This window comes from Streptomyces xanthii (assembly GCF_014621695.1).
GTDB classification, from domain to species: Bacteria; Actinomycetota; Actinomycetes; order Streptomycetales; family Streptomycetaceae; genus Streptomyces; species Streptomyces xanthii.
This window is the reverse complement of record NZ_CP061281.1, coordinates 5,768,520-5,781,396: the sequence shown is the minus strand read 5'-3', so window position 1 is coordinate 5,781,396 and position 12,877 is coordinate 5,768,520. Positions and strand designations below refer to the sequence as shown.

Here is a 12,877-nt window from a genome sequence, read left to right as displayed (position 1 = left end):
CTGTCGGCGACAGGACGGCACGGCCGACAGGAACCGCCACCGACTTCTGGGGGAACGACATGGACCACGAGGCTCACACCGGGCACGACCACGAGCACGGCCACCACGACCCTGCTCACGAACACGAACACGGCCACCACGAGCACGAGCACGACCACGGGCACGGGCACGGACACGGCAAGGTCAGCTGGGCGATGGCCGCGCAGGCGACCCTGCACTGCCTCACGGGCTGCGCGATCGGCGAGGTCCTCGGCATGGTGATCGGCACGGCCCTCGGCTGGGGCAATGTGCCGACGATGATCCTGGCGATCGTGCTCGCGTTCTTCTTCGGCTACTCGCTCACCCTGCGCGGCGTCCTCAAGGCCGGCCTGGACTTCAAGTCCGCGTTCCGGGTGGCGCTCGCCGCGGACACCCTGTCGATCGCGGTCATGGAGCTGATCGACAACAGCGTGATCGCCCTGTGGCCGGACGCGATGGACGCACACCTGTCGGACGCCCTGTTCTGGGGCGCCCTCGCGGCCTCGCTCGCCCTGGCCTTCGTGGTGACGACCCCGGTGAACCGCTGGATGATCGGCCGCGGCAAGGGCCACGCCGTGGTGCACCAGTACCACCACTGACGGCGGGCGCCGGACCGGCGGACAGGCACAGGACCGGCCGGGACAGGACTAGAGCTCGGGACCTTCCCCGGGCTCTTCCTGGTAGGAGTAGCGCTGCTCGCGCCACGGATCCCCCACGTTGTGGTACCCGCGCTCCTCCCAGAAGCCGCGCCGGTCCGCCGTCATGTACTCGATGCCGCGGACCCACTTCGGGCCCTTCCACGCGTAGAGGTGCGGGACGACGAGCCGCAGCGGGAATCCGTGCTCGGCGGTGAGCAGTTCACCGTCCTTGTGCGTGGCGAAGATCGTGCGGTCGGCGGCGAAGTCGGCCAGCCGCAGATTCGAACTGAATCCGTACTCGGCCCAGACCATCACGTGTGTGACGGCGGGGTCCGGCGGTGCGAGCTCGAGGATCGTGGAGGCGAGCACGCCGCCCCATTCGGCGCCGAGCATGCTGAACTTCGTGACGCAGTGCAGGTCGCCGACGACGGTCGTGTACGGGAGGGCCGAGAACTCCTCGTGGTTCCAGCAGCGCTTCTCACCGTCGACGGTGGTCCCGAAGACCCTGAACTCCCAGCGTTCGGGGCGGAACTTGGGCACCGGCCCGTAATGCGTGACGGGCCAGCCGCGCTGCAGCCGCTGCCCCGGCGGAAGCTCCGGTTGCACGGCTCCCCCAGACTCGCTACCCACCGGATGACCCATGTCTCCATCCTGACAGACCCAGGGCAGTGGCCATGACCATGCGGGCCGCGACGGGCCGCAGTCGATCACCGATTCGGGCAACTCGTACTAAGCGTGCACTTACTGGACGCGTCTGGGTGGCGGTGCGAGGATGCGCGGACCTGTCCGGTCACCCTCTTGGAAGGAGCCTCTGCGATGCAGGGCGACCCCGAGGTCATCGAATTCCTCAACGAACAGCTGACGGCCGAGCTCACGGCCATCAACCAGTACTTCCTGCACGCCAAGATGCAGGAGAACTTCGGCTGGACGAAGCTCGCGAAGTACACGCGGTCCGAGTCGTTCGACGAGATGAAGCACGCGGAGGTGCTGACCGACCGGATCCTGTTCCTGGACGGGCTGCCGAACTACCAGCGGCTGTTCCACGTCCGGGTCGGCCAGTCGGTGATCGAGATGTTCCAGGCCGACCGGCAGATCGAGGTCGAGGCCATCGACCGTCTCAAGCGGGGCATCGAGGTGATGCGCGCAAAGGGCGACATCACGTCCGCGAACATCTTCGAGTCGATCCTCGAGGACGAGGAGCACCACATCGACTACCTGGACACGCAGCTGGAGCTGGTGGACAAGCTGGGCGAGGCGCTCTACATCGCGCAGCTCATCGAGCAGCCGGAGAGCTGATCCGCCTCAGGCCGCTTCGGGAAGCTCGGCCGGCACGGCGAGCGCCGCGGCTGAGTCTCCCTGCTCGACGAGCTCGCGGCGGGGGCACGAGCCCCGGCCGAGCAGCGCCTGGATGCGGCGTACGCACGAGCCGCAGTCGGTGCCGGCCTTGCAGGCCGACGCTATCTGGCGGGGGGTGCAGGCACCGTCCTCCGCGTGCTTCTTGACCTGGGTCTCGGTGATTCCGAAACAGCTGCAGACGTACACGCGGGTTCACCTCCCGATCGGGACTCGTCGTGGTGCCGCCCCGATGACTCGGTGAGGCATACCTAACCTTACCCGGGCCGTCCGGAGCGCAAAAGTGCCGTGGGGCGCGGATCGATGTGATCCGCGCCCCACGGCATTTACATTCGCTACGGCTGTGTCACTGCTGGCGGTACATCTCCGCCACCAGGAACGCCAGGTCCAGGGACTGGCTGCGGTTGAGGCGCGGGTCGCAGGCCGTCTCGTAGCGCTGGTGCAGGTCGTCGACGAAGATCTCGTCGCCGCCGCCCACGCACTCGGTGACGTCGTCACCGGTGAGCTCGACGTGGATGCCGCCCGGGTGGGTGCCGAGCTCCTTGTGGACCTCGAAGAAGCCCTTGACCTCGTCGAGCACGTCGTCGAAGCGGCGCGTCTTGTGGCCGGAGGCGGCCTCGAAGGTGTTGCCGTGCATCGGGTCGGTGACCCAGGCGACGACGGCACCCGACGCGGTGACCTTCTCGACCAGCTCGGGCAGCTTGTCCCGGACCTTGTCGGCGCCCATGCGGACGATGAAGGTCAGGCGGCCCGGCTCGCGGTCCGGGTCGAGGCGCTCGACGTACTGCAGCGCCTCCTCGGCCGTCGTGGTCGGGCCGAGCTTGATGCCGATCGGGTTGCGGATCTTCGAGGCGAACTCGACGTGCGCGTGGTCCAGCTGCCGCGTGCGCTCACCGATCCAGACCATGTGCGCCGACACGTCGTACAGGCTGCCCGTACGCGAGTCGACACGGGTCAGGGCCGACTCGTAGTCGAGCAGCAGGGCCTCGTGCGAGGAGTAGAACTCGACGGCCTGGAACTCGGCCGGGTCCGTGCCGCAGGCGCGCATGAAGTTCAGCGCGTTGTCGATCTCGCGCGCCAGCTGCTCGTAGCGCTGGCCCGACGGGGACGACTTCACGAAGTCCTGGTTCCAGGCGTGCACCTGGCGCAGGTCGGCGTAGCCACCGGTGGTGAAGGCGCGCACCAGGTTGAGCGTGGAGGCGGACGCGTTGTACATCCGCTTCAGGCGCTCGGGGTCCGGGACGCGGGCGGCCTCGGTGAAGTCGAAGCCGTTGACGGAGTCGCCGCGGTAGGTCGGGAGCGTCACGCCGTCACGGGTCTCGGTGCCCTTGGAGCGGGGCTTGGAGTACTGGCCGGCGATGCGGCCGACCTTCACGACGGGCACGGAGGCCGCGTACGTGAGGACGGCGCTCATCTGCAGGAGGGTCTTGAGCTTCGCCCGGATGTGATCCGCGCTGACGGCGTCGAACGCCTCGGCGCAGTCGCCGCCCTGGAGGAGAAACGCCTCGCCACGGGCGACGGCTCCCATCCGGGCACGCAGCTGGTCGCACTCGCCGGCGAAGACCAGCGGCGGATAGGTCTCGAGCTCAGCGATCACATCGCGCAGAGCCTCGGCATCCGGGTACTCGGGCTGCTGCGCCGCGGGCAGGTCTCGCCAGGTGTTGCCAGCGCTTGCGCTGGTCTTAGCGTTCACGGTCACCTCGACAACATTACGGCCTCGGGCCCGTCGTCCATTCCGCCGCTCATTCCTTGAGACGGGTGTCCGAAGGGCTGATACGGTGGCCCCCATGTTCGCGCAGCTCATGAACCGCACCTGGTGGTGGACCGCACATCCGGCGGCCCACTGACTGCGCGTATCCGACATCGCGAAGGCCGCCCGAGGGGCGGCCTTCAGTGTTTTCCGACACCGACACCGGCTGTTCCTCCCGAATCCCACGCTCTCTCGAAGCGCTCCGGAAGGACACACCGTGCTGGAGAACCTGCTCACCGACGACCGCCCCTTCGCCCTGCTGCGCCGCCGCACCCCCGGCCGCGACCACGATGTGATCGAGGTCCTGACCGGCGAGGTCGGCACGTACGAGCGGCTGGCCGACATCCCCGAGGGCCTCGCCCTCGTCCCGTTCCGCCAGATCCGCGAGCGCGGCTTCGACGTGCGCGACGACGGCACCCCGCTGACCGTGCTGCGCCCCGAGGAGTCCTACGGGATCCCGCTGGCCGAGGCCCTCGACACGCTGCCCCGGCACGCCGTGGACGTGCGCGGCGGCGGCTTCGACGTGGACGACGACACGTACGCGGAGATCGTCGGGCGGGTGCTGCGTGACGAGATCGGGCGCGGCGAGGGCGCGAACTTCGTGATCCGGCGGACGTACGAGGGCGAGATCCCCGGGTTCTCGCGGGCCGACGCGCTCGCCCTGTTCCGGCGGCTGCTCGACGGCGAGCGGGGCGCCTACTGGACGTTCGTCGTGCATACCGGGGAGCGGACGCTGGTCGGGGCGAGCCCTGAGGTGCATGTGCGGATGTCGGGCGGCACCGTCGTGATGAACCCGATCAGCGGTACGTACCGCTATCCGGCCGGCGGGCCGACCCCGGACGACCTGCTGGAGTTCCTCGCCGACGGCAAGGAGATCGAGGAGCTGTCGATGGTCGTCGACGAGGAGCTCAAGATGATGTGCACCGTCGGCGACATGGGCGGCGTCGTCGTCGGCCCGCGCCTGAAGGAGATGGCGCATCTCGCCCACACGGAGTACGAGCTGCGCGGGAAGTCGACGCTCGACGTGCGGGACGTCCTCAAGGAGACGATGTTCGCCGCGACCGTCACCGGCTCGCCGGTGCAGAACGCCTGCCGGGTCATCGAGCGGTACGAGTCCGGCGGCCGCGGCTACTACGCGGGAGCGCTCGCGCTGGTCGGACGGGACGCGGGCGGGGCGCAGACGCTCGACTCCCCCATCCTGATCCGCACCGCGGACATCGAGGCCGCGACCGGACGGCTGCGGGTGCCGGTCGGCGCGACGCTCGTACGGGGCTCGGACCCGGCGGGCGAGGTCGCGGAGACGCACGCCAAGGCGGCCGGGGTGCTCGCAGCTCTCGGCGTACGGCCCGGGCGGCCGCGCACGGAGGGCACGCGCCCGGCACTGGCCGAGGACCCGCGGGTGCGGGCGGCGCTCGACGGGCGCCGGGCGGCCCTCGCGCCGTTCTGGCTGCGGATGCAGCAGCGGTCCGGGGAACTGTCCGGGCACGCGCTGGTGGTCGACGGCGAGGACACGTTCACCGCGATGCTGGCGCACGTGCTGCGCTCGTCGGGGCTCGACGTGACGGTGCGGCGCTACGACGAGGAGGGGCTGCGGGAGGCGGTCCTCGCGCACGAGGGGCCGATCGTGCTGGGTCCGGGTCCGGGCGACCCCGCCGACCCGAGCGACCCGAAGATGCGCTTCCTGCGCTCACTGGCCGCCGACGTGATCCGGGAGCACCGGTACGGGGTGCTCGGCGTCTGCCTCGGGCACGAGCTGCTCGCGGTGGAGCTGGGCCTGGACCTCGTGCGCAAGGAGGTCCCGTACCAGGGCGCCCAGGTCGAGGTCGACCTGTTCGGCCGGACCGAGACGGTCGGCTTCTACAACAGCTTCGTGGCGCGCTGCGACGACGAGGCGGCGCAGGAGCTGGCCGCGCACGGCGTGGAGGTCAGCCGGGACGCCCGTACGGGTGAGGTGCACGCGGTACGGGGGCCTGGCTTCGCGGGCGTGCAGTTCCACCCGGAGTCGGTGCTGTCGCTGCGCGGGGCGGGGATCGTGCGGGAGCTGCTCGCTCAGGTGGCGGCGGGGACCAGCACGTTCTCGGAGCGGCGGCCCGCCCGGTAGTCCAGGACGTTGTGCACGGTGGTGGCGATGATCTGGCCGACGGCGTCCGACGTGTAGTACGCCTGGTGGGACGTGACCAGCACGTTCGGGAAGGTGACGAGGCGGGCCAGGGTGTCGTCCTCGACGACGTCGAGGGACTTGTCGAGGAAGAACAGGCCCGCCTCGGCCTCGTACACGTCGAGGCCGACGCCCGTGAAGCGGCCCTCGCGCAGCTCGGCGACGAGGGCCTTGGAGTCGATCAGGCCGCCGCGGCTGGAGTTCACCAGGATCGCGTCGTCCTTCATGGTGCGCAGCGCGGCCGCGTCGACGATGTGCTCGGTGGCGGGGAGCAGCGGGACGTGCAGGCTGATCAGGTCGGCCTCGGCGAAGAGCCGCTCCTTGTCGACGTACTTCATGCCGAGCTCCAGGCACTCCGGGTTCTCGGCGACGTCCCAGCCGAGCAGGTTCATGCCGAAGCCGTGGGCGATCCGGGTGAACGCGGCGCCGATCTTGCCGGTGCCGAGGACGCCGACGGTGCGGCCGCGCAGGTCGCGGCCCATGAGCCCGTCGAGCCGGAAGTCGAAGTCGCGGGTGCGGTTGCTGGCGCGGACGATGCGGCGGTTGACGGCCATCGCGAGGGTCCAGGCGAACTCGGCGACGGAGTACGGCGAGTACGACGAGACCCGGGCGACGGTGAGGCCTAGGCGCTCGGCGACGCCCAGGTCGATGTTGTTGAAGCCCGTCGAGCGCTGGGCGATCATCTGCGTGCCGCCGGCCGCGAGGGTCTGCAGGACGTGGTTGTTCAGGTTCGCGTTGACGCTGGTGGAGATGATCTCGTAGCCGGCGGCGATGGGCGCGGTGTCCTCGTTGAGGAACACGTCCAGGCACCGGACCTCGTAGTGATCGTCCTGATGGGCCTCGAACGCCTTCTCGATGAGGGGCTTTTCGTCGGACTGCACACCGAAGGCGAGGATCTCCATGGCTGGATCCTAGGGTCGCGGGGCCGCTTCGGCTCGGCGGGCGGCCGAAGCGGTCCTCGGCGTCAGGCGTCGTCCAGGCCCCGCTCGATCGCGTAGCGCACGAGCTCGACCCGGTTGTGGAGCTGGAGCTTGCCCAGGGTGTTCTGGACGTGGTTCTGGACCGTGCGGTGGGAGATGACGAGGCGCTCGGCGATCTGCTTGTAGCTCAGCCCCTTGGCGACGAGGCGCAGCACCTCGGTCTCGCGCTCGGTGAGCTGCGGCGCCTTCGGCTCGTCGGCGCCCGCGGCGGGGGCCGGCTCGGAGGCGAGGCGGCGGTACTCGCCGAGGACCAGGCCCGCGAGGCCCGGGGTGAAGACCGGGTCGCCGACGGCGGTGCGGCGCACGGCGTCGACGAGCTCCTCGGTGGAGGCCGACTTGAGCAGGTAGCCGGTGGCGCCGGACTTGACGGCCTCCAGGACGTCCGCGTGCTCCCCGCTCGCGGACAGCACGAGGACCCGCAGCTTCGGGTCGGCGCCCACGAGCTCCTTGCAGACCTGGACGCCGGGCTTGGCCGGCAGGTTCAGGTCGAGGACGAGCACGTCGGGACCGGCAGCGCGGGCGCGCCGCACCGCCTGCTCGCCGTCGCCTGCGGTGGCGACGACGTCGAAGCCGGACTCGGCCAGGTCGCGGGCGACGGCGTCGCGCCACATCGGGTGGTCGTCGACCACCATGACCTTGATCGCGGCCCCGTCCGCCTGGTTCTGCTCTTCGCTCATCGCTGCGGTCCTGCCTTCCCCCGTGACGTTCACGTTCCGGTTCACTTCTTCTTCGGTACGAGCTTTTTCGGTACGAGCGTCTTCGGCGCGAGCAGCTTCGGTGCGGGCTGCTTCGGCACGGTCAGCTCGACCTCGGTGCCCTGGCCGGGGACCGAGATCAGTTCGGCGGTGCCGCCGATGTCGCGCAGCCGGCCGCGGATGGACTGGGCGACGCCGAGCCGCCCCTCCCCCTCGGCCTGCGCGAGCCGGCCCTCCGGGATGCCGGGGCCGTCGTCCCGTACGGTCACGACGACCGCGTCGGGTTCGTCCTCGACGAGGATCCAGGCGTGCGCGTCCTCACCGGCGTGCCGCCGCACATTGTCCAGGGCCGCGCTGACCGCCGCCGCCAGTTCGCGCGCGGCGGCCGGGGCCAGCAGGACCGGGGTGCCCGGTTCGGAGAACGTGACGCGGGCGCCCGCGTGCCCGGCGAGCAGCGGCCGCAGATCGCGGGGCTCCCCGGTGTCGGCGGGGTCCTCGGGGGCGGCGGGGTCGTCGAGGGCCCGTACGACGGCGCCCTGCGCGGCGTCCTCGGAGACCCGGGACGTGGGGGTGAGGCCGCCCGCGACGAGGGTGCGCAGCGCGATCTCCTGCTCCCCCGCGAGCCGGCCCAGCTCGGCGGCCTCGCCGCCCAGGGCGGAGCCGCGCCGCTGGACCATGGCGAGGACCTGAAGGACGCTGTCGTGGATGTCGCGGGCGAGTCGCTCGCGCTCGCGGGTCGCCGCCTCGATCTCCAGGGCGCGGGCGAGGGTGCGCTCGGAGGCGCGGGCCACCTCGACGACGTAGCCGATCGCTATCGAGGCGATGCAGACCAGCAGGACGTTGTGGATCGTGCTGCGGCTGAAGGCGCCGCGCTGGATCACGTTGGCCACGCCGATGAGGACGGACGCGGAGGCCGCCCAGCGCCAGCCGCCCTTGAGGGCCCAGGCGAGGACGGCGCCCGCCGTCCAGATCGAGGGCAGGGTGGAGCCGCCGGTGACCGCGCGGTCGTGCCCGGCGACCGGGGAGAGCAGGATGCCGACGACGGCGACGGTCAGGTCGGCGGTCAGGAAGCGCTTGGTGCAGCGCCGGGCGCCGGAGACCTGGGGCAGCGTCGCCAGCGTCCAGACGACCAGGACGACGAAGTAGCCGATGGCGACCCAGGGCCGCTCGTAGACCTCGTACGCGGAGGCGAAGAGCCCGATCGCGTACAGCATGGTCAGGACGCGGTACCCCATGAGGGCGCGCCACAGCGGCTGTTCGACCGACATGCGGACGACGCGCTCGCGCCGGACCGTGTTCGCGCTGTTGCCCATCTCCCCCACCACTGTCCGAGAAAGCGACGGCGCGGCTACGAGCCGCCCCGCTCCTTCTCGCGCTCCTTCTCGAGCGCCTTCTTGGCTTCCTTCTCGGCCTTCTCCGCGTCCGCGATCTGCCGCTTGGCGGCGGTCGCGTACATGTCGACGTACTCCTGGCCGGAGAGCTTCATGATCTCGTACATGACCTCGTCGGTGACCGCGCGCAGGACGAAGCGGTCGCCCTCCATGCCCTGGTAGCGGCGGAAGTCGAGGGGCTTGCCGATGCGGATGCCGGGGCGCATGAGCTTGGGGAGGACCTTGCCCGGGGGCTGGATCTTCTCCGTGTCGATCATGGCGACGGGGATGACGGGCGCACCGGTGGCCAGCGCCACGCGCGCGAGGCCGCCCGGCTTGCCGCGGTACAGGCGGCCGTCGGGCGAACGGGTGCCCTCGGGGTAGATGCCGAAGAGCTCGCCGCGCTCCAGGACCTCGATGCCGCTCTTGATGGCGGCCTCGCCGGCGCCGCGCGAACCGGAGCGGTCCACGGGCAGCTGGCCGACGCCCTTGAAGAAGGCGGCCGTGAGCTTGCCCTTCACGCCGGGCGTCGTGAAGTACTCGGCCTTGGCGATGAAGGTGACCTTGCGGTCGAGGACGGCCGGCAGGAAGAACGAGTCCGAGAAGGACAGGTGGTTGCTGGCGAGGATCGCGGGGCCCTCGGCGGGGATGTTCTCCAGGCCCTCCACCCACGGCCGGAAACCGAGCTTCAGCGGCCCCCCGATGGCCACCTTCATTGCGCCGTAGATCAACCCACTGCCTTCCCTCGTTCCCGGACTCGTGCCGGATCGGCCCACGGATCAGTCCGAGATCAGTCCGAGGATCAGACCTTAACCCGCGAGGCCGCCCCCGGACGCCGACGACCCTGGTCGGTGTCGGTCCGGTCGCGTACGGTGAAGTGCACGTCGTAGTGCGCGTACTCCACGCTGTGTCACCTCTCCCCGTTGTCACTCCTTCCATGAACAGGAGACCGAAGGTGCCGGTCCTCCCTGGAGCCGAGCCGTACCGCCACGAAGGCGGCGAGGTAGGCGTCCTCCTCTGTCACGGCTTCACCGGATCCCCCCAGTCGATGCGGCCCTGGGCGGAGCATCTCGCCGCGCGCGGACTGACCGTCTCGCTCCCGCTGCTGCCCGGGCACGGCACCCGCTGGGAGGACCTCGCGATCACGGGCTGGCAGGACTGGTACGCGGAGGTGGACCGCGCCTTCGAGGAGCTGTCCGAGCGCTGCTCGCAGGTGTTCGTGTGCGGCCTGTCGATGGGCGGCGCGCTGGCGCTGCGCCTGGCGGCCCGGCACGGGGACAAGGTGGCGGGCCTCGTCCTCGTCAATCCGGGGAACAAGGTGCACGGCGCGGCCGCGCACGCCCTGCCCGTCGCCCGGCACCTGGTCCGCACGATCCCGGGGATCGCCTCGGACATCGCGAAGGAGGGCTCGGTCGAGGTCGCCTACGACCGGGTCCCGCTGCACGCGGCGCACCAGCTGCGGAACTTCTTCCGGCTGGTCGACCGCGAGCTCCCGCAGGTCACGCAGCCGCTCGTGGTGCTGCACAGCCCGCAGGACCACGTCGTGCCGCCCGCCGACTCGGCCCGGGTGCTCGGCCGGGTGTCCTCGCGCGACGTCACCGAGATCCTGCTGGAACAGAGCTACCACGTGGCGACGTTGGACCATGACGCGGACCGGATCTTCGAGGAGAGCGTCGCCTTCATCGACCGGCTCGCGGACGGCGCCGACGACGGCTCCGGCACGGGTACGGACACGGGTGTGGAAGGGACGGCCAGCGGTGGCTGAGCAGGAGCGGCGGGAGCCGGAGAGCCCCGACGGCGGCGAGAGCCGCGATTCCGGGGCGGCGGCGGGCGGCGAGCAGCCGGCCGCGGACCCGGAGCGCGACCCGCTGCTGCCCGCCGACGAGGACGCCGCGTGGGCGGAGATCGTCGCCGGGTACGGGCAGGAGCCGCCGGACCCGCCGGGTGCGAGGCCGTTCAAGCCGATGAAGGACCTGCCCCTGCCCGACTTCGAGCCGAACGGGCGGGAGGACCGCCCCGAGGCCGGGGACCGGGAGGACGAGGAGCGTGCCGCCAAGGGCCCGCTCGGCTCCTCGGTGTCCTTCGCCCCGGGCATCGCGGCGACCCCCGGCCCGCGCGACTACGCGACGGCCGAGCCGTCCGACGACGACCTCGACGGCGACGACGAGGGCCACTTCGTGCCGCCGGAGCCGCCGCCGCTGCCGGAGGCCGACGTCACGTCGAAGTTCGCTTGGCTCGCGGTGGTCGGCGGCCCGGTGCTGCTCCTGCTGTCCGTGCTGCTCGGCTGGGACATGACCTGGTGGCTGGCGACGCTGTGCATCGGCGGCTTCCTGGGCGGTTTCGCCACGCTGGTGGCCCGGATGCAGCCGGGCGACGACGAGGACGACGACCCGGGGCGCGGCGCGGTCGTCTGACGGCGGCGCCCGGCCGGCGCGGGGGCGATGAGTTCCCGGGCCGGCTCCGGTCTGTCCTGGTATGACAGCACCCATGCCAGGACAGACGACACGCACCCGGGTCGTGGCCGACATCTCGGTCTCCGTCGACGGCTACGTCACCGGACCGGACCCGAGTCCCGAGAGCGGTCTGGGCACGGGCGGCGACGCCCTGCACACCTGGGCCTTCTCCGAGGACCCGGACGACCGGCGGATGCTGAGCGAGGCGACGGCGCGCTCGGGCGCGGTCGTCATGGGCCGCCGTCTCTTCGACACGGTCGACGGGCCGGGCGGCTGGAACGAGGACGTGGGCTACGGGGCCGGTGAGGTCGGCAAGCCCGCCTTCGTCGTGGTCACCGGCGCGCCACCGGAGTCGGTGCGCCTGAAGAACCTCGACTGGACGTTCGTCACGACCGGGATCACCGACGCCGTGGCCGCCGCGCGGGCCCACGCCGAGGCGGCCGCGCAGGCCGCCGGGCGGGACCTCGACGTGGTCCTGATGGGCGGCGCCGCGACGATCCGCTCGGCGCTGGACGCGGGGCTCGTGGACGTCCTGTCCCTGCACCTCGCGCCCGTCCTGCTCGGCGGCGGCACCCCGCTGTTCACGGGCGCGGTCCCGCGCCCGCTGGTGCGGCTGAGCGTGCTCGCCACCTCCACGGCCACGCACCTGACCTACGACGTCGGCTGAGCGCCCCCTGCGGCCGGCACCCGCAGCGCGGCGAGGACCGGCAGGTGGTCGGTCGCCGCGCGCAGGTCGCCGGGGTGGAGGAAGCCGGGGACGCCGCAGCCGAGGACCTCGATGCCCGGGGTGGTGAGGATGGCGTCGATGCGCTGGTGCGGGTCCTGCGGCGTCGACGTGTACTCGCCGCCCCAGGGCCGGGTCGCCCAGGCGTCGTTCAGGGTCGCGGTCAGCCGGCGGAAGGTGCGCCCGCCGGGCCGTTCGTTGAGGTCGCCGCCCGCGACGACGTGCTCGACGCCGAGCCCGGCGATCGCGTCGAGCAGCATGCCGCCCTGTGCGTACCGCTCGTCCTTCTGCAGGCTCAGATGGCAGCTGACCACGCCCAGGCGTGGCCCCTGCGCGCCGCCGAAGCGGACGACGGCTGTGGCGAGGCCGCGCCGGTGCAGGCCCGGGGTGAGCGGGAGCAGCACGTCCTCGGTGCGTTCGACGGTGGCGCGCAGGGAGCACAGGAGCGCGGGTCCGGCCGCGCTGCCGCCGCCGGAGAGGATGACGAGGTCGGCGGCGCGGGCGAGCCGGGCGAGTTTCTTGCGCCAGCGGAAGAAGCGGGGCGCTTCCTGGACGAGGACGAGGTCGGGGGCGCAGGCCTTGATGACCCGGGCGAGCGCGGCGGTGTCGTCGCGCAGGGACCGGATGTTGTAGCTGAGGACGCGGATCACGGCGGAACCATCGGGTTCCGTACGGGAGTTGGGCAGCGGGCTGGTCGTGGCGTCGGTCGGCATGTGATCAAGATACGACGGTGCCCGC

General features: G+C 71.5%; 14 protein-coding genes. 6 read left to right on the top strand and 8 right to left on the bottom strand.

The window, feature by feature from the left end; genetic code table 11:
- Positions 1-59 precede the first annotated feature (59 nt).
- Positions 60-617, top strand: a complete 558-nt coding sequence (locus IAG42_RS26055) for a DUF4396 domain-containing protein (RefSeq protein ID WP_188339385.1) — start codon at positions 60-62, stop codon at positions 615-617.
- A 48-nt stretch (positions 618-665) separates the two neighbouring features.
- Here IAG42_RS26055 and IAG42_RS26050 read toward each other — a convergent pair whose 3' ends face one another.
- The gene (locus tag IAG42_RS26050; RefSeq protein ID WP_188339384.1) at positions 666-1,298 is read right to left on the bottom strand and encodes a sulfite oxidase-like oxidoreductase; all 633 of its coding nucleotides are present in this window, start codon (positions 1,296-1,298) and stop codon (positions 666-668) included.
- A 174-nt stretch (positions 1,299-1,472) separates the two neighbouring features.
- Between IAG42_RS26050 and bfr the strand changes: the two genes are divergently transcribed.
- Positions 1,473-1,952: a bacterioferritin gene (bfr, locus tag IAG42_RS26045; RefSeq protein ID WP_188339383.1), complete on the top strand. Its 480-nt coding sequence runs from the start codon at positions 1,473-1,475 to the stop codon at positions 1,950-1,952.
- 6 nt (positions 1,953-1,958) lie between these two features.
- On the opposite strand, the gene IAG42_RS26040 is transcribed toward bfr, so the two are convergent.
- Both IAG42_RS26040 and IAG42_RS26035 read right to left on the bottom strand, forming a co-directional pair.
- Complete coding sequence (locus IAG42_RS26040; RefSeq protein ID WP_188339382.1) at positions 1,959-2,198, bottom strand: (2Fe-2S)-binding protein; 240 nt, start codon at positions 2,196-2,198, stop codon at positions 1,959-1,961.
- 157 nt (positions 2,199-2,355) lie between these two features.
- Entirely contained in the window at positions 2,356-3,708 is a 1,353-nt protein-coding gene (locus tag IAG42_RS26035) for a class II 3-deoxy-7-phosphoheptulonate synthase (RefSeq protein WP_188339381.1), read from the bottom strand.
- Positions 3,709-3,976: 268 nt separating this feature from the next.
- Between IAG42_RS26035 and IAG42_RS26030 the strand changes: the two genes are divergently transcribed.
- Positions 3,977-5,860, top strand: coding sequence for an anthranilate synthase family protein (locus tag IAG42_RS26030; RefSeq protein WP_223206162.1), 1,884 nt, complete (start codon positions 3,977-3,979; stop codon positions 5,858-5,860).
- On the opposite strand, the gene IAG42_RS26025 is transcribed toward IAG42_RS26030, so the two are convergent.
- The 4 genes from IAG42_RS26025 to IAG42_RS26010 all read right to left on the bottom strand — a co-directional run bounded on the left by IAG42_RS26025 (position 5,809) and on the right by IAG42_RS26010 (position 9,690).
- The gene (locus IAG42_RS26025) at positions 5,809-6,819 is read right to left on the bottom strand and encodes a 2-hydroxyacid dehydrogenase (RefSeq protein WP_188339380.1); all 1,011 of its coding nucleotides are present in this window, start codon (positions 6,817-6,819) and stop codon (positions 5,809-5,811) included. The two genes, IAG42_RS26030 and IAG42_RS26025, sit on opposite strands and share 52 nt — an antisense overlap.
- A 62-nt stretch (positions 6,820-6,881) precedes the next feature.
- Complete coding sequence (locus tag IAG42_RS26020; RefSeq protein WP_188339379.1) at positions 6,882-7,574, bottom strand: response regulator; 693 nt, start codon at positions 7,572-7,574, stop codon at positions 6,882-6,884.
- 41 nt (positions 7,575-7,615) lie between these two features.
- Positions 7,616-8,905 carry a MacS family sensor histidine kinase gene (macS, locus tag IAG42_RS26015; protein WP_188339378.1) on the bottom strand — a complete coding sequence of 430 codons (1,290 nt, stop codon included), beginning with the start codon at positions 8,903-8,905 and terminating at the stop codon, positions 7,616-7,618.
- Positions 8,906-8,940: 35 nt separating this feature from the next.
- A complete protein-coding gene (locus IAG42_RS26010; protein WP_223206440.1) occupies positions 8,941-9,690 on the bottom strand; it encodes a lysophospholipid acyltransferase family protein in 750 nt (249 codons plus the stop codon).
- 227 nt (positions 9,691-9,917) lie between these two features.
- Here IAG42_RS26010 and IAG42_RS26005 point away from each other — a divergent pair, with 227 nt between their 5' ends.
- The 3 genes from IAG42_RS26005 to IAG42_RS25995 all read left to right on the top strand — a co-directional run bounded on the left by IAG42_RS26005 (position 9,918) and on the right by IAG42_RS25995 (position 12,082).
- The gene (locus tag IAG42_RS26005) at positions 9,918-10,727 is read left to right on the top strand and encodes an alpha/beta hydrolase (RefSeq protein ID WP_188341610.1); all 810 of its coding nucleotides are present in this window, start codon (positions 9,918-9,920) and stop codon (positions 10,725-10,727) included.
- Positions 10,720-11,376, top strand: a complete 657-nt coding sequence (locus IAG42_RS26000; protein WP_394811250.1) for a hypothetical protein — start codon at positions 10,720-10,722, stop codon at positions 11,374-11,376. The genes IAG42_RS26005 and IAG42_RS26000 overlap by 8 nt, the downstream gene beginning before the upstream one ends.
- A gap of 73 nt (positions 11,377-11,449) precedes the next feature.
- Positions 11,450-12,082, top strand: coding sequence for a dihydrofolate reductase family protein (locus IAG42_RS25995; protein ID WP_188339377.1), 633 nt, complete (start codon positions 11,450-11,452; stop codon positions 12,080-12,082).
- Here the strand turns inward: IAG42_RS25995 and IAG42_RS25990 are convergent.
- Positions 12,067-12,852, bottom strand: coding sequence for an endonuclease/exonuclease/phosphatase family protein (locus IAG42_RS25990; protein ID WP_188339376.1), 786 nt, complete (start codon positions 12,850-12,852; stop codon positions 12,067-12,069). The genes IAG42_RS25995 and IAG42_RS25990 overlap by 16 nt on opposite strands.
- Between the last annotated feature and the right edge of the window lie 25 nt (positions 12,853-12,877).

Bases quoted from the DNA above. Each gene is read 5' to 3' on its own strand.
- IAG42_RS26020 (WP_188339379.1), bottom strand. From the start codon at position 7,574: ATGAGCGAAGAGCAGAACCAGGCGGACGGGGCCGCGATCAAGGTCATG.
- IAG42_RS26055 (WP_188339385.1), top strand. From the start codon at position 60: ATGGACCACGAGGCTCACACCGGGCACGACCACGAGCACGGCCACCAC.
- IAG42_RS26025 (WP_188339380.1), bottom strand. From the start codon at position 6,819: ATGGAGATCCTCGCCTTCGGTGTGCAGTCCGACGAAAAGCCCCTCATC.
- macS (WP_188339378.1), bottom strand. From the start codon at position 8,905: ATGGGCAACAGCGCGAACACGGTCCGGCGCGAGCGCGTCGTCCGCATG.
- IAG42_RS26050 (WP_188339384.1), bottom strand. From the start codon at position 1,298: ATGGGTCATCCGGTGGGTAGCGAGTCTGGGGGAGCCGTGCAACCGGAG.
- IAG42_RS25995 (WP_188339377.1), top strand. From the start codon at position 11,450: ATGCCAGGACAGACGACACGCACCCGGGTCGTGGCCGACATCTCGGTC.
- bfr (WP_188339383.1), top strand. From the start codon at position 1,473: ATGCAGGGCGACCCCGAGGTCATCGAATTCCTCAACGAACAGCTGACG.
- IAG42_RS25990 (WP_188339376.1), bottom strand. From the start codon at position 12,852: ATGCCGACCGACGCCACGACCAGCCCGCTGCCCAACTCCCGTACGGAA.